This window comes from Acinetobacter sp. WCHAc060042, from assembly GCF_003231195.1.
Classification (GTDB): domain Bacteria; phylum Pseudomonadota; class Gammaproteobacteria; order Pseudomonadales; family Moraxellaceae; genus Acinetobacter.
In genome coordinates this window covers 1-24814 of the sequence record NZ_QKVN01000019.1, presented here as the reverse complement: position 1 = coordinate 24814, position 24814 = coordinate 1, and the positions used below count along the sequence as shown (strand labels likewise).

Here is a 24814-nt window from a genome sequence, read left to right as displayed (position 1 = left end):
TATGATTCAAGCCTTTTTATATAAACACGGACCAAGCACTTATTTCTGCAATCAATTTACTATAATGAAACCAAGGTTAAAAACTGTTGCAGCTATTATGAATTGTGCTATAAAAAACTAAGCTTTAATCCAATAAGCAAAGTAATAAGATTTAAAATTTATAATATTAAAAATTTAGGCATATTTAATCAGTGGGATACGGAAGCTTTGATATTCATTCAAAGAGCCGTATGTGCTGGTTGAGTCAGTGTAGTTAGTAGAAAAAGAGCAAGTATTTGTTATAACTCAATAATATCCATAAATTATAAAGGGGCATTCGGTATATGAATCATTTTTCTATGAGAAACAGAAAGCTAGAAATATTACTTTCCTTAATGGTATGCAGTGTCTTTTGTAACTCTCAAGCTTTTGCCGATGATGCAGATTTAGCAAAGCAATTGTCAAATCCTGTTGCAAATCTGGTGAGCGTACCTTTTCAGCTTAATTACGATGAGAATATTGGTGCAGCTGAGAATATTGAACGTTATTAACTGAATATTCAGCCTGTAATACCGATTGAGTTAAATGAAAATTGGAATTTGATTTCACGTACAGTTTTACCTATGACTTATCAAGTCTATAACGAATCAAACCTTAAGGATGATTGGGGGGTAGGTGATATTGTACAAAGTCTATTTTTCTCTCCTTCGAAAACTTCTGAGAGTGGAATTACATGGGGAGTTGGTCCAGCGATATTACTTCCGACAGCCTCAGAAAAAACTTTGGGTGCAGATCAATATGGACTTGGACCGACTTTTGTTATTTTGAAACAAACACATGGTTGGACAGTGGGTGCTTTGGCAAACCATATTTGGGGAGTAGAACATGATGATGACGTGGATGCCATCAGTAGTACTTTTGTGCAACCTTTTGTAAGTTATACCTATCCGAACAGTACGACCGTGGGTCTAAATACAGAAACAACCTATGATTGGAATTCAGAAGAGGCCACAATGCCAGTAAATCTTACTGTTACAAAAGTTATTAATCTAAATGGGCAGTTGATCAGTGTTGGTGCGGGTGCGAGATATTGGGCGGATGATCATGATGCTAGCCCTAAAGGTTGGGGAGCGCGATTGATTGCTTCTTTTGTTTTCCCTAAAAAATAAAAAATGGACTTTAATGTGTAGGGTTAACCTGTCACATACTCATTTTGAATTCCAATGAAAGTGAGAAGTTATTCTAGATGACTTCTCACTTTATTTTTCCATTCATTTGCTGGATAGCCAAACCAGTTTTTAAAGTTCCGACTAAAAATTGACAGCTCCGCATAGCCTAACTGTAAGGCTATGTCTGTTAAGCTAATATTACCTGCATCAATCATGCGCAGAGCTTCTTTTTTACGAATATTTTCGAGCAAATCGCGATAGCTGGTTCCTTGTTGCTTTAAGGTGCGTTGTAGTTTTTTGGGATGTATCCCCAGACACAATGCGATATTTTCAATACTACAATCACCAGTTGCCATTAACATACGAATGGAGCTTTCAATGAGAAGGGTTTGATCTTCTGCCTTGGTACTGCTTTGCATCTCAAGGCGCTGTAGAATCAGTTGATCGACTACATCTTCATTGAAATTATAGGGTTTAAGCGTTAAAAATGCTGCTGGGAAGTACAGGGCATCTTCATCTTTTTCAAACTCAACTTCACAGGGAAAATGTTCTTTAAAAACATGCGCGCTGTGTTGAGGTGCTCTTTGTTTTAGGCAGATTTTTTCTGCGTACCAAGGTGGCCCGATTAAATCCTTGAGAATATTGCTGACTAGACAAATTGCGAGTTGTGACTTTTGTGGCATGTCGATGTTGTAGTCATTTAGACGGACAAAGTTGAGTCTACATGTCTGCGCATTATAGCGGGTTACTTGAAATACAATTCCTTCAGCATGTAGGTAAACATATTTTTGGGCAACTTTTAGCGCCTCCAAAATGCTTAGCTGTCGTGACATGTACACACCAATTAAGCCAATAGTACTAATATTTTGCAGTGCACCGAGTTTTAGGCCAAAGCACTCTTCTTGGCACACGAAAGCTGCTTTTTCTAATAAACTTAAATAATGATCATAATGAATAAACGCATCGGGATCTCGAAGTAAAGAAGGTAAAATCCCAGTGTCTTTTAAAATTTCAATAGGATTTACATCATAGCTTCGGACGAGTTCTTCAAATCCACCAAGGCTGGCTGCACGAATATAGCTGGCCATAACAATGTTCCATATTGTCCTGAAAGATCAAATAAGTGTCCTAAAAAGTCAAGCCAATTTCAAGTAATTTGATAAAGTAGGATGAGAGTTCAGCTTAACCTAATCGACGACCAGTAAATCACCACTTTTTAGCTGTTAATAAGGAACGCTTATGCAACTTACGGCTCAGTCTCATATCGAGCAAACAGTGATGGAACAGACACTACACAATGCTTTCAAATTACAGCGCAGTCACTTTCTTGAGCAAGGCATTGAAACCCTTGCACAAAGAAAACAGCACTTATTGAATTTAAAAGCGCTGATTAATAATCATCGTGAAGCGATTATTGATGCTTTAAATCAGGATTATGGTAACCGTTCACGTCATGAAACGTTATTGGCTGAAATTATTACTGTTACTGATGACATTAATGGAAGTATCAAACACTTAAAACAGTGGACCAAAGTACAAAGCCGTCATGTCGATCATAGCCTGTACTTTGGTGCAAAGAACCGTGTAATTCCACAACCATTGGGTGTGATTGGCGTGATCGTGCCGTGGAATTTTCCGATTAATTTGATGTTTTCTCAACTCTCTGCGGTATTTGCAGCAGGTAATACAGCTATGGTCAAAATGTCTGAAAATTCAAGGCATTTGGCCCAACTATTGATTGAGCTCAGCCCTCAATATTTTAAAGCTGAGAAATTGCAAATTTTCGATGAAACCGGAGAGGTGGGAATCGCTTTTTCAAAGCTTCCGTTCGATCATTTGATCTTTACAGGTTCTGGTGCAACCGGGCGTAAAGTCATGGCTGCGGCAGCACAAAATTTGACGCCTGTGACTTTGGAATTGGGGGGGAAATCCCCTGCGGTGATTGATCCTGAGTACCCTATGGAAAAAGCGGTCGAACGGATTCTGTTTGTCAAACAGTTTAATGCGGGGCAAATCTGTACCAATGTGGATTATGTTTTTGTACATGAGACGAAGTTGCAAGCATTCATCCATACGGCAACGGCATGGGTAAAAGCGCATGTCCCAGATATTCACAGTCACGACTATACGTCTGTCATTGATGAGCGTGCTTACCAACGCTTAGTGCATACACTTGCAGATGCCGAAGCTAAGGGCGCAAGTCTGATTAATTTGAACCAACAAGAACCGGATGCTACGACGCGAAAGTTTCCACTGACTTTGGTCTTGAACAGTAATGATGGGATGGAAATTGATACCCGCGAAACTTTTGGTCCAATCTTGATGGTGAAAACCTATCAAAAGCCTGAAGAGGTGGTGGACTATATTATTCAGCGTGATCGACCATTGGCATTTTATCCATTTAGTCATAATAAAAAATTAGTTGAGTTCTATATTAGCCGAGTTATGTCGGGCGGGGTTTCGGTCAATGATGCATTATTTCATGTTGGACAACATGACTTGCCGTTTGGTGGGGTTGGTGCCAGCGGGATGGGACATTATCACGGTTATGAAGGCTTTTTGACTTTTTCAAAAATGCGCCCTGTGTTTTATCAGGCGGGTTTTTCGAGTTTGAAGTTTTTAGCTCCTCCTTATGGAAAATTTGCCAATTGGTTATTGAACCTTTTGATTCGTATTAAGTCATAAGCGAGTCAGTTTAAAACTTATACACATATTCGCTTCAATCTGAACAGTTTGAAGCTAAGAGATCGTTGTATTTAAAAACAGAAGAATAAAACTATTAAAGGAGTTAATAGGATGAATGATCAGGATTTTGACTATGACCAAATTGTGATTGGTTCGGGCTTCGGTGGATCAGTCAGTGCATTACGCTTGAGTGAAAAAGGCAATACGGTTCTGATTTTAGAAAAGGGCTTGAGACGAGGCGATCAAGATTTTCCTGAAACGAACTTAGATACTAAAAATTATCTGTGGGTACCTGAGTTGGGGTTTAAAGGTACATTACAATTCACTTTTACCAATAAAACCACAATTATTCATGGCGTTGGTGTTGGTGGAGGGTCACAAATTTATGCCAATGTGCATTTAATTCCATCAGATGAAGTATTTGAGTCTGTAGCATGGACCAAGATTCGTGCTGATTGGAAGGAAACGCTAATGCCTTTTTATGGATTGGCACAGCGCATGTTAGGTACAGCCAATAATACTTATACTAACGTGGCTGATGAGACTTTGAAGAAAATTGCAGCTGAAATGGGTTATGCACATTCATTTAAAACAGTAAATACAGGGGTGTTCTTCCCACAATCTGACGGAAAAAAGCAAAAACTGGTCAAAGACCCTTATTTCAATGGTGCAGGGCCTGACCGCCAAACTTGTAACTACTGCGGTAGTTGTATGTTGGGCTGTCGCAATAATGCGAAAAATACGCTTATGAAAAATTACCTGTATTTTGCGGAGCGTAATGGGGTTGAAATCCGGCCTAGTTCGGAAGTTCTAAAGATCATTCCTTTAAGTGAAGATGGTCGTGCAGGTTATGAAATCATCGTCAAAGAAACCTTAGGAAAACAAGTTCGTCAATATAGCTTACGCAGTCGAGGTGTGGTGCTGTCTGCGGGAGTCATGGGGACTGTACCGCTATTATTAAAAATGCGTGATCAGTATAAAACACTACCAAACATTTCACCGTTATTGGGGCAGGAAATTCGCACCAATTCAGAAACGCTGACCACAGCAAACAATACTCGTGAAAAATTGGATGATGGTGTCGCGATCAGCTCGTTCATTTCAGTAGATGCAGATACCAATATTGAAGTGACCCGTTTTCCAGAAGGTTCAGATGGCTCTTGGATTTATGTGCCTTATGTTCCGATGGTCACAGGACAAGGCTTTATGCGTATTGTGAAATTTTTACTCAATACGCTGTTGCATCCATTGAAAACTTATAAAGTTTTGCGTCCAAAAGGGAAAGCCCGAAGTTCAGTTTTACTCTTGGTCATGCAGAAGTCTGAGGCCTTTATTCACCTAGAATGGCGTAGAAAGTGGTATCGCTTGTTTAGAAATGGCATTAGTGCGGTACAAAAGCCAAACGATACGCCACTCACCGTATCTTTTCCTGCGGCTGAAAAAGCTACGAAGCTATTTTCTGAGAAGCTAGGCGGTGAACCAGGTTCAGCATTGACCGAAATTTTATTAGGGACACCGATGACAGCACATATTATGAGTGGTGTGGCGATGGGGAATGATCGTAACAATGGTGTGGTGGACTTTACAGGTCAAGTATTTGGTTATCAAAACTTAAGGGTGATAGATGGTTCAATCGTACCTGGCAACTTAGGTGTGAATCCCTCTCTGACCATTACCGCATTGTCTGAGTTTGCCATGAGTCAAATCCCTGTATTCTCCGCTGAGCGTGCAGCCTGTATTCAGCGTATCGAGTTCAGTCAGCCTTTGGATGGACAAGTATCTGCATTGACAGGCACAGGGGATTTAGCCAGTGCATTAAGCCCTATCTATGACTGATAACTAGTGGGTGTAACGTGATTTAGTCTGTACTTTGAATAAGAGAGCGCTTGCTCTCTTACAGACACTGGATAAGTTGATTCATTGTGCAACTGAGACTAGAGCATCCCAATAACATGGCTCATTTTTTCTTTTTATAAAATATAACCAGTAAAATCAAAATAATCATTAAAATCAACAGAATCATGAAGGTTTCCATGGCTTGACCTCACACAATTGGGTTTAATCTTATTTAAACACGGACCTTGAAAAATGATTCAACTTGCATGGTTTTATTTCTATATTTAGTTAGATATTTTATATATGGAATTGCATATATATGAATATACGTATATAACTGTGCTGAAAAGATAGGCAGAGTTTGTTGGCATGACGAATACATCAAAAGTTAAGATTTATCACAACCCCGACTGCGGGACATCGCGTAATACATTAGCGCTCATTCGTAATGCACAAATTGAACCTGAAATCATTGAATATTTGCTGACACCTCCATCGAAACTAGAACTCATTCAGCTCATATCAGATGCAGGTTTAGAGCTTAGAGAAGCCATTCGTCAGAATGTTGAACCTTATCGTGAGTTGAGCTTAGAGCGTGAAGATTGGACTGAGGAACAATTGTTAGATTTTATGCTTCAGTATCCGATTTTAATTAATCGTCCTTTTGTGGTGACAGAATTAGGCACCCGATTAAGTCGTCCCTCAGAAGTGGTTTTAGAAATTCTGCCCCGGCCACAAAAGGGCGCGTTTAGCAAAGAAGATGGTGAGCAAGTGATTGATCAAGATGGGCAACGTGTGAACTAGAAATTTATTTTGGATATATCAAAGAGAAATGAAAATGGATCAAGTTAGTTTTTTCAAATGCTTATCCGATGAAACACGTTCTAATATTGTGGCTTTAGTCGCGAAGAATAAAGAGTTATGTGTTTGTGACCTGACTGAAAAATTACAGCTTAGCCAGCCTAAAATTTCTCGACATTTAGCTTTATTACGTTCTTCAGGGCTATTGCAAGACAGACGTCAAGGTCAGTGGGTGTACTACAGTATCCATCCACAATTACCCATGTGGTGTCAGGAGGTTCTCAATATTTTGATTACACATCCAACGAGTCAGTTTGTAGTCATACAAGAACGAGCTACACAGAGTTGCTGTGAGTAAATATAGGTGAAGCATCGTTTAGATGTTTGATTGTTAAGAGATATAGCGCATGTATCTGATACAAAAACCATTGCGCTTATCCAACAAATTCAGAGATTAAATGAGAACATTATGGTTCAGCAAAAGTTGTCTTTTATAGATCGTAATTTGACGTTGTGGATTTTTGTCGCCATGGGGTTGGGAATTGCTATAAGTGTTTTTTTCCCGCAAGCCTCTATAGCGTTGGATAACATGCGTGTAGATTCAGTCAATATTCCTATTGCGATGGGATTGATTTTGATGATGTATCCACCGCTTGCAAAAGTGGATTATGCAGCACTCCCTGACGTCTTCAAAGACAAGAAAACACTGATACTATCGTTGGTTCAAAACTGGATTATTGCTCCCGTGTTGATGTTTGCTTTGGCTATTCTTTTTTTGCATAGCTATCCAGAATATATGACAGGTTTAATCTTGATTGGTTTAGCTCGTTGTATTGCGATGGTCTTGGTTTGGAATGGTTTGGCCTGTGGAGATAATCAGTACGTAGCCGCTTTGGTTGCATTTAACAGTATTTTCCAAATTTTGTTTTTTAGTACCTACGCATGGTTATTCTTGAGTTTTTTACCGCCTTATTTCGGCATTGCGGGACAGGTGATTCATGTTGATTTTTGGACTATTACCCATGCCGTACTGGTGTATTTGGGGATTCCATTCTTCCTCGGGTTTATTACGCGCTTGGTTTTAGTGAAAGCTAGAGGCTTGTTGTGGTATCAAACTACTTTTTTACCGAAAATTAGTCCTTTAAGTTTACTGGCCCTCTTGTTCACGATTGTAGCCATGTTTAGCCTCAAAGGGCATGATGTGGTGAGCTTACCGATGGATGTTTTACGTATTGCTATTCCCTTGACGATTTATTTCGTTGTGATGTTTTTTATCAGCTTCTTTATGAGCAAATGGATGGGGAATGATTATCCGAAAACTACAGCTATCTCATTCACTGCTGCTGGTAATAACTTTGAATTGGCTTTGGCTGTTGCAATTGCCACTTTCGGTTTAGCATCGCCTGTTGCTTTTACTACGGTGATCGGCCCCTTGGTTGAAGTTCCTGTTTTAATTGCTTTGGTTAGTGTTTCGTTGTGGTTAAGACAAAAAGTATTTTCAAACGGTGTCATGGGTTGATTCTTCTAAGACCCAAACAGGTTGTATATATAAGCCTCATTGAGAGTAAGTCTGTGGTTTAGATCTTTACGGCCTCTTTTGTAGTGTTGACTGACAACATGACATGGTTGCATTCATTAGTTGAAATACTTTCGTACGGATGTTGAAAGCTATTTATATAGAATCGTAAAAATACAGGGCATGTTTAAGCAAACATATAAAAGAGTGCAAGGCGCCTTTTATATGTTTGACTTATTAGAGTTTTTCGGTGTTTTTTGTCGCATGGACAATGAAGAAAAAATAGTCTTTTAAAATAAACAAACGCACTATCTAAAACTTTTAAGATTGTATTAATATTTACGACTTTAAAATAGTCGCTATTTATGCTGGTGAACTAGACTTGATGGGTTGATGTTTTAAATAAGAAATGTAGATTTTTCCTATTTGGCTATTCAATTAAGCATGATGAATACAATATTTTTAATTTGGTTAAAGCATGGAAAACATTGAATTTTTAAAAGCGCTCTTCTTGGGCTTCATTGAGGGACTGACTGAGTTCCTGCCTATTTCAAGTACAGGGCATTTGATTTTATTTGGGCATATCATTAACTTCCATTCCGATGATGGTCGAGTTTTTGAAGTCGTAATTCAATTGGGGGCTATTCTTGCGGTATGTTGGTTATACCGCAAGAAAATTTTAGATTTATTAAAAGGCTTCTTTAGTGGTGATCGAGAAGCGCGTCACTTTGCAACAAGTGTCATGATCGCTTTCTTCCCTGCGGTCATTATTGGTGTGTTTGCTGTTGATTTTATTAAGCAGGTTTTATTTAGCCCGATGGTGGTAGCTGTTGCTTTGATTATTGGGGGCTTGATTATTTTTTGGGTTGAATCAAAGCAATTTGAGCATAAAACTACAGAAGCCACACAGATTACTTTTAAGCAGGCACTTCTAGTGGGCTGTGCACAATGCGTTGCCATGATTCCAGGGACATCGCGTTCTGGTGCCACCATTGTCGGTGGTATGTTTGCTGGGCTCTCTAGAAAAGCAGCGACAGAGTTTTCATTCTTTTTGGCGATGCCTACGATGCTCGGTGCTGCGACATTTGACTTAGTCCGTAACGCAGATGTGCTGACTCAAGATAACATGGTCAGTATTGTGTTGGGCTTTATTGCTGCGTTTATTTCAGCATTATTTGTTGTCAAAGCACTGGTGCGGTTTGTTGAAAAACATACCTTAAGAGTCTTTGCTTGGTATAGGATCATACTGGGTATTATTATTTTAATTGTTTTGTAGAACATAGAAATACCTAAAAGAAAAGCAGCGATTTCGCTGCTTTTCTTATTAGAGTGAGATAATTTTTTACTCAATATTATTTTTGAAAATCATGGTGTCGTGTTTCTAAAATGAGTTTTGTGAGTTTTAACACGAATTTATAAAAACAATTCTTTGATTGAGCTACAGTGAAAAACTTAGTAAATAGGGCAATACTGATCAGTTAAGAATTCTCATATTAATCTTTTTTACTTTTGAGCTATGTATCTCACTGTTCCAAAGCCCAATCGGGGGAGAGATGATGTGTTATTAAGAATGTTGGTTACTGTGAAGAAAGAGAATAAAAAATAATAGGGTTTTAACGTTTGAGGGTCAGGTTTTGTTTAGAAAGCACTAACGAGTGCGATATTGTTCAAATAGCTTTAGTTCAAGTTCGAAGTTGAATACCGGGTTTGCTTAACTGGGAGGAAATCATGCTTGGGACGAAGTTTGCCAAGGAAGAAATTTTCCTTATTGAAAAGGAGTTTCCGCCATGCGTAAGGCTAATTCAGCAATGGGAAAAATGGTTCTATAAAACAAATCATGACTGAGTTATGAGCAGACATGGAGATGAGCTTTATTATCTTGGAAGCGTGCTGAAAAACTAAGGACGAGAAAGAGAGCTACTAAAATGAAGTTGCTGTATATCCGTAGCAGTGATGAGGGTATAAAAAGTTTTGTGGGATTGATTGCATTGAATCCCACAAAAGATCACATTTATTGAGTCTAAATGCATTAAAGAAATGTAAAGCAAAGCAAGCCAATTAACGCTGAAGCTGCTAGGACATACATGACTTTAAGCTCAAAATAGAACAGTCCAATCAGGGCTGCAAATGCAATTAGTGCAGCAACAACATCAAAAGAGCCGTTAAATCCTGTTGGCCAAAGTACATGATAAGCAAAAAATAGGGCAAGGTTTAGAATCACACCAACCACAGCCGCTGTAATTGCAGTTAACGGGGCTGTAAATTTAAGCTCATTATGTGTTGATTCGATAATCGGTGCCCCAGCCAAGATAAAAACAAAAGAAAAAAGGAAAGTAAACCAAGTGACAAGCGTTGCTCCAATAGCTCCTGCCAAGAATAGATGATCTGAGCCTAAGAGTGCTTGGTTAAATGCTCCCAAAAAGCCAACAAATGCGACAACCATAATTAAAGGACCCGGCGTACTTTCACCTAGTGCTAAACCATCTATCATTTGAGTCGGACTTAACCAGCTGTAATAGCTCACAGCACCCTGATAAACATAAGGCAATACGGCATAGGCACCACCAAAGGTGAGCAGGGCTGCTTTAGTAAAGAACCAAGCCATTTGGGTGTAAGTATGATCCCATCCCAACGTTAAGCTTAGGCTCAGGATTGGAATAAACCACAGTAGGCCACCAATGAGCAGAATACTGCCCAAACGTTTCCAGCTAAAGATTGCATGTTCAGGTGTAGGAGTATCATCATCAATTAAAGCACGACCATAATCTTTTTTACTTTGCTGGTGTGCGTTTCCACTAGAAAATAGGTTTGGATATTTTTTACTGGTTAGATAACCAATGATTGCGGCAGAGAGCACAATTAAAGGAAAGGGTAAGTTGAAGAAAAATATAGCAATAAATGAAAGAGCTGCAATCAGCCATAAGAATTTATTTTTAAGTGATCGGCTGCCGATTCGATGCGTCGCATGAAAAACAATAGCAACAACAGCAGGTTTAATGCCGTAAAAGAGGCCAGCAATAATGGGTACATCACCAAATTTTACATAAACCCATGAAAGACCAATTAAAATAAATAGCGATGGTAGTACAAAAAAAATCCCAGCAACTAAACCACCGACGGTTCTATGCATTAACCAACCGATATAAGTTGCTAATTGTTGTGCTTCAGGGCCTGGTAAGAGCATACAATAGTTAAGTGCATGCAAAAATCGCTTCTCTGAAATCCAACGCTTTTGTTCAACCAGTTCTTGGTGCATGACCGCGATTTGACCTGCGGGTCCCCCAAAACTAATAAACCCCAATTTAAGCCAAAACAGAAAGGCTTGCCAAAATGAAACAGTTTGGATGTCTGTTTCTGGGGAGGGAATCTGTTCGTGTTGCATGATTATTCTCTGGATAGGTTGGCGTATAAGCCATCAAATATATGATTAGATAATTCAAATAGTTGGTCATCATTGTTTATTTGGCTTCGAAGACCTTGCATGACTTTTTCAATCCCTATTGCTTCAGGCGGTTCAATCCCACCCACATCAAGGTAATGCACAATTTCAGCAATTTTTTGGAGTGCTGGTGTTTCTAAATTAAAACTATGTAAAAGCACTTCAAAGGTGACCCAGTGATTGATGTGGCTGAATCTTGCGCCATCAAAATCGAATCCTAATGCGTGTTCTGGGCAGTCAGTTGGATGCTCTAACCAAATAAATGTAGGTGTGGCGTCAATAAAAGTCTTAATTAGCCATGCAGAGGCTAAGCGATCAATCCAAGGTCTTTGTCGGGTTGCCCAACATTGATTCTGATAGTTCGCTTTGTTTAAGACTTGAATGTAGGCTTGTCTTGCTTTGGGTTCATTCACTTCGCCTAGACGTGCAATTGCGAGTTCCAATAATGAAAGTTCATTGAGGACATGTGCTTGAGTCTCATCTGGATAATAGTCAATATCTACAAGTGCATTGATCCCTTTTCTGAGTTTGCGAACTTGCTTGAGTAACTCTTTCTTTTCATCTTGAGTTAAGCGATCTTTTAACTCTATTAATTGTTTATAAAGAGCATCATATTCTTCTTTTCGACTGAAAATAGTCACAATATCCAAATTTGCAACCGACTCAGCGTTAAATACATAGGCCGTTCCTTGCTCTGAAACAACATCATGAACGATAGGATCAAATTTGTCGCTATGAGCCATAGGGAGGATATAGACGCCATCTCTAAGGGTTGCGGCCCCACTTGCCTTCAGCGATCGCCATACTCTCATGCGTGTGGTTGTGTTCTGTGTGGGAAGTGAGGATATGAGTAAGGATATTTTCATGTTATATACTCAACATATTTTGTTAAGTATATTATATTTTTTGATTGTTTAGATCATAATTTCTGCAAAGAATATCTATAAAACGAATATAGCCTTGTTTTGTTGCACAAATATTTACAAGCCACTGGTGGAGCTAACATATTCAAATTTAACTGACAAAATGGGATTTATTTCAGGTAAATGAGAGATAGCAACACAGAGCTTGTAATGGCTGATGAAGTTTTGATGCTTATAGACGATCGGTTTACAATTCAAGGTTTGATTCATTTCATTTGGTTGTTTAAACCTAAATGGTGATGTAAACGATCAGCTATCATTCAAGTTTTTCATGCTAATTGCATGATCACATTTGAGTTGTTCATTTTATTATTCAGTAAATTTTCATATTATTCTAAGACAGCACCTTCTTTTTTGATGAAATTAATAGACTAAATTTTAAAGGCTATACGCCATAGGATTTCTCTACGTGATTGAGCACTATGTTTTTATTGGAATAGGAGGCTGTAAGAGCATATCTTCAAGTACTTGAGTGTTACTTATCTTATCAGTTTGATATTCTTTAAATTTTTAATCTAAACTTTTGTTATAAATAATAAAAACTGCAAGTGAATAGTGAAATGAAGGGAAATGTTTTCCCTTCATCTTAGCAATATTTATTGTTCAACTGTTTCAAGCAAAGGGACTGCATCTAACTTTGGCATTGTGCGCTGCCAAGCTGAACCATAACGGGTATATTGAGAGGGAACCGTAATTGCAGTTTTTAGATCGTCTGCGGCCGTGCGTGCCCAGAACGGGTCTTTTAACATCTCACGACCAACCAGAACAATATCAGCACGACCATTTTGTAGAATCTCTTCAGCCTGACGCCCTGTTTCAATCAAACCCACAGCACCCGTCATGATCTTAAGTTCTTTACGCAATAATTCAGCCGCAGGCACTTGATAATTCGGGTAAGTATTGACTGGAACCATCGCAATACCACCTGATGAACAATCAATTAAATCAATATCTTGTTCCTTCATCCATTGCGCATAGATCAGAAAATCTTGAGGTGTATTGCCACCGTCAACATAATCGGTTGAAGAAATTCGTAAGAATAACGGGCCATCCCATTCACTACGAACCGCATCAATTACTTCTCGAACGATACGATAGCGGTTTTCATGACTACCACTGTAAAGATCAGTACGTTTATTCGCAAGTGGCGATAAAAATTCATTGAGTAAATAACCATGTGCGCAGTGAATTTCAATTACATCAAAGCCAGCTTTTTTTGCTCTCGCTGCACCTAAACGAAAGGCTTCAACCACTTCTTTGATTTGTTCAATACTCATCTCATGTGGAACACGCGATTCAGCAGTAAACGGAATTGCAGAAGGGGCAATTGAGGGTAAATCAATCCCCAGTTGGCGACCTGCATGACCGAGTTGCGCACCTGCTTTAGCACCAAAGCGGTGAATCACATCGACTACCCGAGCCAAACTTTCAATATGACTATCCTTCCAGATTCCTAAGTCGCCAGGGCCGATCGGGCCATTGGGTAGTACAGAAGCAGTCTCTAGCATGATGAGCCCCGCGCCACCTAAAGCACGTGCGCCATAATGCACGATATGAAAATCAGTGCTATGCCCATCAGCTGTAGCAGAGTGCATACACATTGGAGACATGGCAATACGGTTTTTAAATTCAGTATTTCGGATGGTAATTGGTTGGAATAACAGTGCGGACATCGTCCTCTCCAAGAATCAGTTTTACTTTGATGAGGTGATGATACATACTGTTTTTTAGTGTTTATACGCTAAAAAAATTCCTATACTTACCAAAAGGTAACTGTAAGCTGCTATGAAAAAACTGCGTAATTATGATTCTGCTCCGGGCTGTTCGATGGAAGCAGCACTGCATATTCTGGGTGGAAAGTGGAAGGGCGTAATTTTATTTCATCTGTTTAAGGATGGAACTTTACGCTTTAGCGAGTTGCAGCGTCATTTGGTGAGTATAAATCAGCGCTTACTGACCAAACAATTACGTGAACTTGAAGAAGATGGACTAGTGATCCGCCACGTTTATCCTGTTGTTCCTCCAAAAGTTGAATATTCATTAAGTGATGAAGGGAAGGAATTACAGCATTTAATTATGGAACTGAGCCTTTGGGGCAGAAAATGGTTAGAAAGGCGAGGGATGAAAACAGCGATTGATGAAGATTTAGATGCGCTAAAAGAGATGTTTGCCAAAACTGAAATTTTGGATGGATTGGGTGAGTAAACACAGGCTTTGATGATGGTTTGAACAAGCATATTTGAGTCAACACAGCTCAATACTCAATCCCTAGTTTTTTTAATTTTGAAATCAGTGTGGTGGGATTAATGCCTAAGCGTTTAGCTGCACCCTCATCACCAAAAATTTTACCTTCACATTGTTTGATTGCCAGTTGGAGGTTTGTCATTTCTAACTGTTTAAGCTGTTGTATTGTCAGGACTTGTTCGATTGCTGCGGCTTGATTGTGCTGTACGGTCTGAGATGGCTCTTGTTCAAGCAGATATTGAAAAGAAACAGCCCCGTGTTTGGCAGTGATTAATGCACGTTCTAATACATTCTGTAATTCACGAATATTACCCGGCCAGTCATAGCGTTGTAGTTCGAGGATATGTTTTTGTGAAAAAGGTAAATAAGGCACTTTACGATTTTCACTGATCAATTTCGTAAAGTGCGAGACCAGTAAAGGAATGTCCTGTTTACGTTCGCGTAATGCAGGAGAATGAATTGGGAATACATTCAGACGGAAATATAAATCTTCACGGAAGTTTTTAAGCTTCACTTCTTCTTTTAATTTTCGATTGGTGGCGGCAATAATTCTGACATCAACGTGCCGTGTCTTCTCTTCGCCAATTCTTTCAAAAGTCCCTTCCTGCAAGACTCGGAGTAATTTGCTTTGTAATTCAAGTGGGATTTCACCAATCTCATCTAAAAATAAAGTTCCTTGATCGGCGAGTTCAAAGCGTCCAGCTCGATCACGAACTGCGCCTGTAAAAGCCCCTTTTACATGTCCGAAAAATTCACTTTCAAATAATTCAGAAGGGATCGCCGCACAGTTCACACGAATGAGTGGGTGCTGTTTACGGTGGCTGGACTGATGGATAGCGCGTGCAATGAGTTCTTTCCCTGTTCCTGATTCTCCGTAAATCATGACATTGGCATCAGTAGGTGCGACCACTTTTATTTTTTCAATAATTTGTAGAATAGCAGGGCTATTGCCTACAATTTCATGATATTGATTTTCTTGTAAAATTTCTTCTTGTAGATATTCATTTTGTTGTTCTAGGCGGCTTTTTAAATCTTGTAACTCCTCTAGCGCATGGGTGAGCTGTTTTTCAGTATTTAAACGATCGCTAATATCTCGGAAAACCACCACAGCACCAATGATTTCACTGTCACGGATAATCGGTGTACTGGTAAATTCGACTGGAAAATAGCTACCATCACGTCGCCAGAAAACCTCTTGAATGCCTTCATGAACAATACCATCATGCACCGCAGCATAAATTGGACAATCTTCAACAGGGTAGTGTGTTCCATTTTCATGGGTATGATGATGAACTTTATGAATATTTTTACCAAGAACATCTTCGGGTTGTAAGCCAAGCATTTTTGCACCAACAGGATTAATAAAGGTACATAGTCCTTGCTTGTTAATACTGTAAATACCATCACCAACGGAACTGAGTAATAAATGTTTGCCTGTATCTGAGTCAATAAACAGCTCTTGTAAGGCTTGCCATTCTTTTAGCCCTGCACGAATGACCTTGTCCGCATTTTTGTTAAATTGGCGTAATTCTAGATCTTTGACATCGACCAATGACCAAATGAGTAGATTTTTATTTTTATAAGGCAGACGAATGGCGGTGACATCGAGTTGTATTTTTCATGTTCTTTATCAAAAGCATATAGCTCATTGTTCCAAGCATAACCCTTACTGAGCGCTTCATCTGTAAATGCCATCAGATGTGGCAATTGATTGATGTGTCCAAAAACAGAAGTAACTGTTTTCGCAATCAATTCATGTCGTTCATAGCGTAATAATTGAGACGCGCTAATATTCAGATCAATAAAGCGATTTTGATGTGGGTCGATCACGATTAATGCTTGAGATGTATGCTCAAAAGCAAGCGGACGAATCGAATCTTCAGAAGACGCCCAATCAGAAATAAAGTCGATATTATTCATGCTATGAAAAATCATAATCTTAACTATGAAATTTCATAATACTACGAAAAACCGTAGTTGTTCAACACATTCTTATTTTTATAAAACCACTGAAAATAAATAATAAAATCATATTATTCAATAATATAAAAATTTAAAAACAGCATTTTAATCATGTTGGCATGGCTCTCGCAATAACACAGATAGACCAAAACAGTTGGTTGAATTGAAACCGTAGATATGAGGAACGGCTATGCCTAAAGTAGATATTGAACAATACAAAGATGGTGATTTTCTTGTCGATTATGAAGAAAAGGTATTTGAGGATGTAAAAGCTCAGCCGGGTGAAAAAGCATTGGTGACGTTTCATACCGTTGCCTTCGAAGGCTCTATTGGTTTGGTCAATGTCTTACAAGCAAAACGATTATTACGCAAAGGCTTTGAAACCAAGATTTTGCTGTACGGTCCGGGTGTGCAGTTGGGGGTACAACGTGGATTTCCAACATTGGGTGCAGAAGCATTTCCGGGACATTTGGCGGTCAATAATCAATTAAAAGCATTTATGGCAGAAGGCGGTGAAGTTTATGCCTGTCGTTTCGCCTTGCAAGCACTTTATGGACAAACTGAAAAAGCTTTAATGGAGGGAATTCGTCCGATTAATCCTCTCGATGTGATGGATCTCAAACTTTTGATGCGCCGTGACAATGCATTAATTATTGATACGTGGACTGTTTAAGTATTTAAGAAAAAAAGGGGAATAAGTCATGAGCCAAATCATTAAAGCGGCGGCAGTTCAATGTAGCCCTGTGTTGTATAGCCAAGCGGGTACGGTCAAGAAAATCTGTGACACGATTTTGGAGTTGGGGCAGCAAGGTGTGCAATTTGCCGTATTTCCTGAAACTGTTGTGCCTTATTACCCTTATTTTTCTTTTGTGCAACCACCGTTTGCCATGGGTAAAGAACATTTAAAACTATTGCATGAATCAGTTGTCGTGCCATCGGCAGCAACAGCTTTGATTGGACAGGCATGCAAAGAAGCGAACATGGTGGTTTCTATTGGTATTAATGAGCGTGCAGGCGGCACGATTTATAACGCTCAATTGTTGTTTGATGCGGATGGTTCGATTATTCAGCATCGCCGTAAAATTACCCCAACGTATCATGAACGTATGGTGTGGGGACAAGGCGATGGCAGTGGTTTACGTGCGATTGACTCTGCTGTGGGACGTATTGGGTCGCTGGCATGTTGGGAGCATTATAACCCTTTGGCTCGGTTTGCTTTGATGGCGGATGGTGAGCAAATTCATGCGGCGATGTTTCCGGGATCACTCGTGGGGCAGATTTTTGCAGATCAGATCAGTGCCACCATTCAGCACCATGCTTTAGAGTCGGGCTGTTTTGTGGTGAATGCCACAGCATGGCTTTACCCAGAGCAACAACAACAAATTATGCAAGATACAGGCTGTGAACTGGGTCCAATTTCGGGGGGATGTTTTACGGCCATCGTTTCTCCAGAAGGCAAATTTTTATCGGAACCAATCACACAAGGCGAAGGCTATGTGATTGCCGATTTAGACTTTTCCTTAATCGAAAAACGTAAACGAATGATGGATTCTGTTGGGCATTATAGCCGTCCAGAATTACTCAGTTTGTTGATTGATCGTCGTCCTACCTCAGTTTTGCATGAGTTAAAACTAGAGAATCCATCGAATAACAGCATCGAAAAAGTCTCTGAATTTGCCGAAGTACAAGCATAGACACCCCGTTTAAAAAAATAACAGGAGAAGATCATGTCTGCGATTGAATTACTCAGTGATTTGCAATGTAACGGGTTGAAATGGGAAGGTGAGGTTGGACTTTCTCGCAAAGGTGGTGCAGGTCCAAGCGATCATAAAGCCATGACCTTGGGTGGTCAGACGCTCATGATTCCAGTGCTAAACCTTGCTTCACAGGATTCTCCTTATACGGGTAAAAAAGATGCTGCAACAGGTGAGGTGATTGTGTTTAAAAACCGCATACCTGTTGCAACGCTCACTTCGCCGACGCGACCACGATTCTATGGGTTAAGTACAGCAGAGGGTATTCCGTATGAACAGATTGCCACATTGCATAGTCATGATGTTCTAGCAACAACGGTGTTGCAGCATTGTATTCGCATGAATGATAAAGCAATGGCATGTCAGTTTTGTTCGATTGATCAGTCTTTAAAAGATGGGCGCGCCATTATACGTAAGCGTCCAGATCAATTGGCTGAAGTGGCGAAGGCAGCTGTAGAACTGGATGGGGTGACTCAGATGGTGCTGACCACAGGAACACCGAATACGCCTGATCGTGGTGCAGCCATTTTATACGACTCAGTTGTTGCGATTAAGGCACAAGTCGATTTACCGATTCAAGTGCAGTGTGAACCACCTGATGATTTCGCTTGGTTTCAAAAATTAAAAGACGCTGGTGCTGTATCCATCGGGATGCATTTAGAAGCCGTAAGCGATCGAGTGCGCAAGCAAATTATGCCGGGTAAAGCAGAAGTATCCCTTGCGTTCTATTTTTCTGCTTTTGAAGCAGCAGTCAAAGTCTTTGGACGTGGGCAAGTCAGTACTTATATCTTGGCTGGTTTGGGCGATACCGAACAAGAAATTATCAACATGACCGAACGTCTAGCAAAAATAGGGGTTTATCCCTTTGTAGTTCCTTTTGTGCCGATACAGGGGACGGCTTTAGAGCATCACCCCAAACCTGATTCAGCATTTATGCAAATGCTTTATCCCCAAATTGGCACACAGCTTCGGCAGTATGGTTTGAATTCACAGGACACACAGGCAGGTTGTGCAAAATGTGGGGCTTGTTCTTCCCTCAGAGCTTATGAATAAGGAGTTGATGATGAAATTATCTAACTATGCATGGTTGATTGAGCTCAATGAAGAGCTGAAACAATTTGTCACGGATGACATCATTATCAAAGTTGTAGCAGAAGATTGGGAGCGTCGCCAATATTATCAATTACGTGAAGCAACCTTTCGTGATGAGCAGAAAATTTTAAAAGAAGATCGTGATGAACACGATTTCAAAGCTCTAGCGATTGTGGCGATTGGACAAATATTTGGGGAACATGATCGTGTCATTGGTGCGGTTCGTATTTTCCCCGAAGCTGAACAGACATGGTGGGGCGGGCGTTTGTGTGTTGATCCTATCTACCGTCATCAACATGCAATTGGTAAAGCGTTGATTAATGCAGCCGTATCCACTGCCAAAAATTTAGGCTGCACCACATTCCTTGCAACGGTTCAGCAACAGAATGAACGCTATTTTCAAAAGTTGTGTTGGGACACTGTACATGAGCTGAATGTTGCAAATCTTCCGCATGTGCTCATGCAGGCACAAGTCGAAAATTACCCATTACAACATGTGGTGATGCAAGCTTATAGCTATAGAGAGGTCTGCTGATGAGACTTTCAGAGCTACTCCCACAACTGCAAATCACGCCAGCGATGCAGTCTAAGCAAAATATTCATGCGATTAAATCGCAGTTGAATCTGAACATTCAAACCCTACAAGATTTATATGCATTGCCTGCGGATGATGCTGCTGCGATGCCATTCGGTGAACAATATTTATTACATGCTTGTGAAGGAATGCTACCAAGTTTTGTGGCTAATCACCCTTATTTTGCAGGATGGTCTGCGGTGATGGCGAATGTGAGTGATATTGCTGCAATGGGGGGGCGAGCTTTAACGGTGGTGAATAGTTATTGGCATACCGATACACAACGTGGTCAACAGTTATTTGCTGGCATACAAGCAGCTTGTGATGCCTATGGCGTAAAGCTTGTGGGTGGACACACCAATATTCATACAGATTTTCAACCTACGCTCTCCGTTGCGATACAAGGATTGGCTAATCATTTGCTCTCGGTCTTTCATGTTCAAGCGGGGCAGAAAATCTTAATTGCACTGAATATGCAGGGCAAATTCCATGAGCAAACCACTTATTGGAAATGTTTTGAACATGTTCCTGCTGTGGTTTTAAGAACTCAGTTGGAAGTATTGCCCGAAATTGCAGAACAGCATCTCGCGTATGCAGCGCGTGACATTAGTAATGCAGGAATCTTAGGTAGTTTGTTAATGCTCCTTGAGGCAACGGGATCAGGAGCGAATCTTTGGCTAGATAAGATTCCGAAGCCACAACATACCGATTGGCTGAAATGGCTTCAAATTTTCCCAAGTTATGGCTTTTTACTGACGGCTGATAGCGAAGAATGTGAGGACATCATTGAATTATTTGCTTCACAAGATATTGATTGTGCAGTGATTGGTGAGGTCACAGATTCTGGCAAGGTACAGATTCAGCAGCAGACTGAACAACAGACTTTTTGGGATTTTCAACAACAGGCTTTTACTGGGCTGAATTATCAAAAAGTCCTCGCGCAAGCTCCGTTTTCCCATCTTTCCCGACATGCACAGCAACAGGAGCCAACATTATGCCAAGTGTAAATTTTACCGTGAAATGGCCAAATGGCGAGGTCAATCAATATTACTCACCCTCTAGCATTATTTACGACTATTTACGGGTTGGGCAGGTGTACAGCTTAACGGACTTTGTGACGCAAGTGGAAAACGGTCTTGAACAGGCTTCTGAACGAGTCCGACTGCGTTACGGTTTTGCTTGTAGTGCTGCGATGGACAATCTCGCCAGTATTAAACGGCACATTAATATTTTGAGCATTCAAGCCCAAGATCAAATCGAAATTATTGACATGACAAACGAATAAGATAGGTGATGACCATGATGCTAGTTGAACAAGCAAAACTTAAATCTGAATATCCAGTGGTGATTATTGGTGGTGGGCAGGCAGGGCTTTGTGTCAGCCACTATTTAAAAAAAGCCAATATTGAACATGTGATTTTAGAAAAAGAACCCGAGTTAACCCATGCGTGGCGACGTAAACGCTGGGATAATTTTACCTTGGTCACACCTAACTGGCAGTGTTTGTTACCAGAGCATCCGTATATGGGCCATCAGCCTGATGGATTTATGAAAAAAAATGAGATTGTTGAATATTTGGATCAGTTTATTGAAAAGCTCAATCCTCCTGCAATCTTAGGTGTTGCAGTTCAGCATGTTGAAAAAGTTGCAGACCAGTCTTTTGTGATTGAGACAGATCGGGGGACGACAACTGCGAAGCAGTTAGTGGTTGCCGCAGGAGGCTATCACACGCCAATTTATCCAAAGCTGTCATCTACTTTGCCTGAAAATGTCACGGTGATTCACTCTGAACAGTATTTTAATGCTGAGCAATTACCCGCAGGTAATGTTTTGGTGGTTGGCTCAGGGCAGTCAGGTGCGCAAATTGCTGAAGATTTACATCTTGCTGGCAAAAAAGTGTATTTATCTACAGGAGATGCACCACGTTGTGCGCGCTTCTATCGGGGTAAAGATGTGGTGAAGTGGCTTTTTGAAATGGGTTATTACGAGACTACAGTCAAAGACCATCGTTATAGTGAGGAAGTTCGGAACAGTACCAATCACTATGTAACTGGACGTGATGGAGGTCGTGATATTGATCTACGTCAATTTGCATTAGAAGGGATGCAATTATTAGGGCGTTTTGAAGACTACAAAGATGGACAATTGGTGTTTCGTCCCGATTTAATGCAAAACTTGGATATGGCAGATGCAACCTATAACCGTATTAATGCAGGGATTGATGCTTATCTTGCTGAAAATGGCATTGAGACAGATGAACCAGCTTCAGTTTATGAGCCTGTATGGACAGCTCAAGCTGAAATTACGGAAATTGATTTGGTTGCGGAAAATATTACTTCCATCATTTGGTGTATTGGGTTTCGACCTGACTATTCATGGATTGATTTAGATTTATTTGAAACAAATGGCTATCCAAAACATGACCGAGGAATCACGCTTGACCCTGATGTCACATTTATTGGTTTGCCTTGGTTACATACTTGGGGATCAGGTCGCTTTTTAGACATTGCCAAAGATGCTGAGTTTGTTGCGGCGCATATTAAACAGCAGCTCGACACGCCAAATTCAAGATTTAGCCCAGTAATTGCTGATGCTGTTGAAGTCTAAAAAAGCATGGTATCTGATCTATTTTGGCAACGATAAAGCGTTGCCAAAATGTCCGCTTTCATTTTATTTATTTGAGATCAGGCAGTGAATAAAATTGTTCACGGAATCTTTTACTTTTTAAATTCGCGATTTCAGCAATGGGTAATAATTCCTTGAATTAGAAATATTTTGTATGTAGTGTTGATATTTTTTGATAATTGAAGCTAATTTATTTTAAATATAAAGTATTCCTATCAAATATAACGGGCTAATCGCCAACCTACTTTGAAGGAAATGAGATGAAATCAATGATAAAAGCTGCGATTGCGACCACGATTTTGGGTGTGGCTACAATCAGTTCTACATTTGCTGCGGAAACTCAAAAACCAACGGTGGTACTGGTTCATGGTGCATTTTCTGATGGTTCGGCATGGAGCAAAGTCATTCCTTTATTACAAGACAAAGGTGTAAATGTCGTTGCTGTACAAAATCCATTGAGTTCATTATCTGATGATGTGAAGGCGACACAACGCGTTTTAGATATGCAGAAAGGTCCTGTGGTTCTCGTTGGACATTCTTGGGGTGGTGTTCCTGTGACTCAAATTGGTCAAAAGGACAAAGTAAAAGCATTGGTTTATGTTGCTGCATTTGCTCCATCTGAAGGACAATCCGTGGTTGATGTTTCGAAAGATTATCCGACACCATCTGGTTTTAGTCATCTTGTCGCAGATAAAGATGGATTTGTAACATTAAGCTTAGAAGGTGTTCAGAAGCATCTTGCACCAGATGTTGCTGCAAAACAAACGCGCTTAATGTTCGCTACACAAACGCCAACGAACAGTCATAATTTTGAAGAAAAGGTGACTGTCGCGGCATGGAAGACGAAACCTTCATGGTATGTCGTGAGTCAGCAAGACTATATGCTTCAACCTGCTGCACAGGTAGCAATGGCAAAAAAAATCTCAGCGCATGTTACAACGCTGCAAGCAGGGCATACGCCACAGATTTCTCAACCCAAAGCAGTCGCTAAAGTGATTCTTGAAGCTGTGAATGCGGTATCGAAATAGTAGCGTTAAATTGCCCTAGATTACTAGATTATAAGTGAGGCGGTCCTACATCTGTGTATGGGTGATTCTTGTACAGATGTGGGGCCAAACACTAAAGATAGAGAATTTTACTTTATTATTTATAGGTTTGGATTAGTTTTTAATCATTGATTATTACGTTGAATGAGTTTGATCAATTCCCTAGCAACTGCTTTACTTGAATTGGGATTTTGCCCTGTTATAAAACGATTATCTACAACAACAAAAGATTGAAATGGTAACAACGCCTTTTTATAGTTTGCACCTTGAGAAATCAGTTCATTTTGTAAGAAAAAAGGCACTTGCTCCTCAATCCCTGATAATTTTTCCTCAGTGTTAGAAAATCCTGTAACATGACGATCAGCAATTAGTGCCTTTCCATTCAAATCTTGTAAGTTTAGTAGTCCTGCTGCTCCATGGCATACAGATGAAATTATACCGCCGTGATTATAAATTTCTTCTGCAATATTTTTGAGTGTCACGTTATTGCGAAAGTCCCACATTGTTCCATGCCCACCTGTAAAATAAATAGCCTTATATTCTAATGGGTTAATATCTTCGGGTTGGCGTGTGTGATTGAGAAGGTATATGAACTCTGGATCATTTAAATAGGCTTTGGCAGCGCGATCCATATATAACCATCCAAGGCTACGCTCATCTAATGGGACTTTCCCACCTTTAGGACTGACAAAATCTAATTCAAAACCAGCAGTGTCAATAATATCTATAAAATGCGTGAGTTCCGTAAGCCATAATCCAGTGGAGTCGGCTCGATGTGGATACTGAGCATGATTGGTCAGAATCACTAAAATTTTTGTAGGAACAATAGAGGCTTTAGCGTTGTTTGATTGTTCGGCAGAAAATGCTGGATTAAAGCTCAAGAATGCTCCTAGGAATATACATATTCTCAAAAAGATAGACATATTTATTCACCTTGATTTAATTTTTTACAGTTTCCAAAGCTTTGGGGTTTGTGAAACGAATTTTTGAAGATGATTTTTGAGTGAGCGTACCAAAATCCATATCTAATAAGTGTCGGGCTGAGTCTGGTAAGGCCAATCCCTTTTGATAAGCAACTTTTGCTTCAGGTGTAAGATAAAGTTGAGAGAGCTTTTCATAACTACTGAATCCTAATGGAAAGTGATAATCAAAGTTTAAAGATGTTTCAA

General features: G+C 39.9%; 24 protein-coding genes and 1 pseudogene. 17 read left to right on the top strand and 8 right to left on the bottom strand.

The window, feature by feature from the left end; genetic code table 11:
- Positions 1-323 precede the first annotated feature (323 nt).
- Positions 324-530 (top strand): hypothetical protein, encoded by a 207-nt coding sequence (locus DPG01_RS18910; RefSeq protein WP_228156984.1) that lies wholly within the window; start codon positions 324-326, stop codon positions 528-530.
- Between the two features lie 48 nt (positions 531-578).
- Positions 579-1148 carry a hypothetical protein gene (locus DPG01_RS09750; RefSeq protein WP_228156983.1) on the top strand — a complete coding sequence of 190 codons (570 nt, stop codon included), beginning with the start codon at positions 579-581 and terminating at the stop codon, positions 1146-1148.
- Between the two features lie 68 nt (positions 1149-1216).
- Here the strand turns inward: DPG01_RS09750 and DPG01_RS09745 are convergent, their stop codons facing one another.
- Positions 1217-2236, bottom strand: coding sequence for an AraC family transcriptional regulator (locus DPG01_RS09745; protein WP_110974952.1), 1020 nt, complete (start codon positions 2234-2236; stop codon positions 1217-1219).
- A 151-nt stretch (positions 2237-2387) separates the two neighbouring features.
- Here DPG01_RS09745 and DPG01_RS09740 point away from each other — a divergent pair, with 151 nt between their 5' ends.
- Together DPG01_RS09740 and DPG01_RS09735 are read left to right on the top strand one after the other, a co-directional pair.
- Entirely contained in the window at positions 2388-3833 is a 1446-nt protein-coding gene (locus DPG01_RS09740; protein WP_110974951.1) for a coniferyl aldehyde dehydrogenase, read from the top strand.
- A 111-nt stretch (positions 3834-3944) separates the two neighbouring features.
- Positions 3945-5669 carry a GMC oxidoreductase gene (locus DPG01_RS09735; RefSeq protein ID WP_110974950.1) on the top strand — a complete coding sequence of 575 codons (1725 nt, stop codon included), beginning with the start codon at positions 3945-3947 and terminating at the stop codon, positions 5667-5669.
- Positions 5670-5790: 121 nt separating this feature from the next.
- Here the strand turns inward: DPG01_RS09735 and DPG01_RS19075 are convergent, their stop codons facing one another.
- A complete protein-coding gene (locus DPG01_RS19075; protein WP_110974979.1) occupies positions 5791-5868 on the bottom strand; it encodes an LPXTG cell wall anchor domain-containing protein in 78 nt (25 codons plus the stop codon).
- A gap of 170 nt (positions 5869-6038) precedes the next feature.
- On the opposite strand from DPG01_RS19075, the gene arsC reads away from it, so the two are divergent.
- From arsC to DPG01_RS09710, 4 genes are all read left to right on the top strand, one after another.
- Positions 6039-6473, top strand: coding sequence for an arsenate reductase (glutaredoxin) (gene arsC / locus DPG01_RS09725; RefSeq protein WP_110974949.1), 435 nt, complete (start codon positions 6039-6041; stop codon positions 6471-6473).
- Positions 6474-6507: 34 nt separating this feature from the next.
- Positions 6508-6828 (top strand): metalloregulator ArsR/SmtB family transcription factor, encoded by a 321-nt coding sequence (locus tag DPG01_RS09720; RefSeq protein WP_086208593.1) that lies wholly within the window; start codon positions 6508-6510, stop codon positions 6826-6828.
- 111 nt (positions 6829-6939) lie between these two features.
- Positions 6940-7989: an ACR3 family arsenite efflux transporter gene (gene arsB / locus DPG01_RS09715; RefSeq protein ID WP_110974948.1), complete on the top strand. Its 1050-nt coding sequence runs from the start codon at positions 6940-6942 to the stop codon at positions 7987-7989.
- Between the two features lie 475 nt (positions 7990-8464).
- Entirely contained in the window at positions 8465-9262 is a 798-nt protein-coding gene (locus tag DPG01_RS09710) for an undecaprenyl-diphosphate phosphatase (RefSeq protein WP_110974947.1), read from the top strand.
- A 753-nt stretch (positions 9263-10015) separates the two neighbouring features.
- On the opposite strand, the gene chrA is transcribed toward DPG01_RS09710, so the two are convergent.
- The 3 genes from chrA to namA all read right to left on the bottom strand — a co-directional run bounded on the left by chrA (position 10016) and on the right by namA (position 14021).
- Positions 10016-11368: a chromate efflux transporter gene (gene chrA / locus DPG01_RS09705; protein ID WP_110974946.1), complete on the bottom strand. Its 1353-nt coding sequence runs from the start codon at positions 11366-11368 to the stop codon at positions 10016-10018.
- 2 nt (positions 11369-11370) lie between these two features.
- Complete coding sequence (locus DPG01_RS09700; RefSeq protein WP_110974945.1) at positions 11371-12291, bottom strand: chromate resistance protein ChrB domain-containing protein; 921 nt, start codon at positions 12289-12291, stop codon at positions 11371-11373.
- Positions 12292-12944: 653 nt separating this feature from the next.
- Entirely contained in the window at positions 12945-14021 is a 1077-nt protein-coding gene (gene namA / locus DPG01_RS09695) for an NADPH dehydrogenase NamA (RefSeq protein WP_110974944.1), read from the bottom strand.
- Positions 14022-14133: 112 nt separating this feature from the next.
- Between namA and DPG01_RS09690 the strand changes: the two genes are divergently transcribed.
- A complete protein-coding gene (locus DPG01_RS09690; RefSeq protein ID WP_110974943.1) occupies positions 14134-14553 on the top strand; it encodes a winged helix-turn-helix transcriptional regulator in 420 nt (139 codons plus the stop codon).
- A gap of 49 nt (positions 14554-14602) precedes the next feature.
- Here DPG01_RS09690 and DPG01_RS09685 read toward each other — a convergent pair.
- A pseudogene (locus DPG01_RS09685) lies at positions 14603-16527 on the bottom strand (sigma 54-interacting transcriptional regulator).
- A 217-nt stretch (positions 16528-16744) separates the two neighbouring features.
- Here DPG01_RS09685 and DPG01_RS09680 point away from each other — a divergent pair.
- From DPG01_RS09680 to DPG01_RS09645, 8 genes are all read left to right on the top strand, one after another.
- Entirely contained in the window at positions 16745-17227 is a 483-nt protein-coding gene (locus tag DPG01_RS09680) for an MSMEG_0572/Sll0783 family nitrogen starvation response protein (protein WP_004638761.1), read from the top strand.
- 28 nt (positions 17228-17255) lie between these two features.
- Positions 17256-18248, top strand: coding sequence for a Nit6803 family nitrilase (locus tag DPG01_RS09675; protein WP_110974942.1), 993 nt, complete (start codon positions 17256-17258; stop codon positions 18246-18248).
- A 33-nt stretch (positions 18249-18281) separates the two neighbouring features.
- Positions 18282-19361: an MSMEG_0568 family radical SAM protein gene (locus DPG01_RS09670; protein ID WP_110974941.1), complete on the top strand. Its 1080-nt coding sequence runs from the start codon at positions 18282-18284 to the stop codon at positions 19359-19361.
- 10 nt (positions 19362-19371) lie between these two features.
- Positions 19372-19935 (top strand): MSMEG_0567/Sll0786 family nitrogen starvation N-acetyltransferase, encoded by a 564-nt coding sequence (locus tag DPG01_RS09665; RefSeq protein WP_110974940.1) that lies wholly within the window; start codon positions 19372-19374, stop codon positions 19933-19935.
- Complete coding sequence (locus DPG01_RS09660; protein ID WP_110974939.1) at positions 19935-20981, top strand: sll0787 family AIR synthase-like protein; 1047 nt, start codon at positions 19935-19937, stop codon at positions 20979-20981. The genes DPG01_RS09665 and DPG01_RS09660 overlap by 1 nt, the downstream gene beginning before the upstream one ends.
- Positions 20969-21259, top strand: coding sequence for an MSMEG_0570 family nitrogen starvation response protein (locus DPG01_RS09655; protein ID WP_086208581.1), 291 nt, complete (start codon positions 20969-20971; stop codon positions 21257-21259). Before DPG01_RS09660 ends, DPG01_RS09655 begins: the two co-directional genes overlap by 13 nt.
- 14 nt (positions 21260-21273) lie before the next feature.
- Positions 21274-22581: an MSMEG_0569 family flavin-dependent oxidoreductase gene (locus DPG01_RS09650; RefSeq protein WP_110974938.1), complete on the top strand. Its 1308-nt coding sequence runs from the start codon at positions 21274-21276 to the stop codon at positions 22579-22581.
- 278 nt (positions 22582-22859) lie between these two features.
- Positions 22860-23627, top strand: a complete 768-nt coding sequence (locus tag DPG01_RS09645) for an alpha/beta fold hydrolase (RefSeq protein WP_110974937.1) — start codon at positions 22860-22862, stop codon at positions 23625-23627.
- Between the two features lie 143 nt (positions 23628-23770).
- On the opposite strand, the gene DPG01_RS09640 is transcribed toward DPG01_RS09645, so the two are convergent.
- Positions 23771-24568 (bottom strand): type 1 glutamine amidotransferase domain-containing protein, encoded by a 798-nt coding sequence (locus tag DPG01_RS09640; RefSeq protein ID WP_110974936.1) that lies wholly within the window; start codon positions 24566-24568, stop codon positions 23771-23773.
- Between the two features lie 16 nt (positions 24569-24584).
- Positions 24585-24814: hypothetical protein (locus DPG01_RS18825; RefSeq protein ID WP_213065996.1), on the bottom strand; the 230-nt coding region annotated here is incomplete at its 5' end.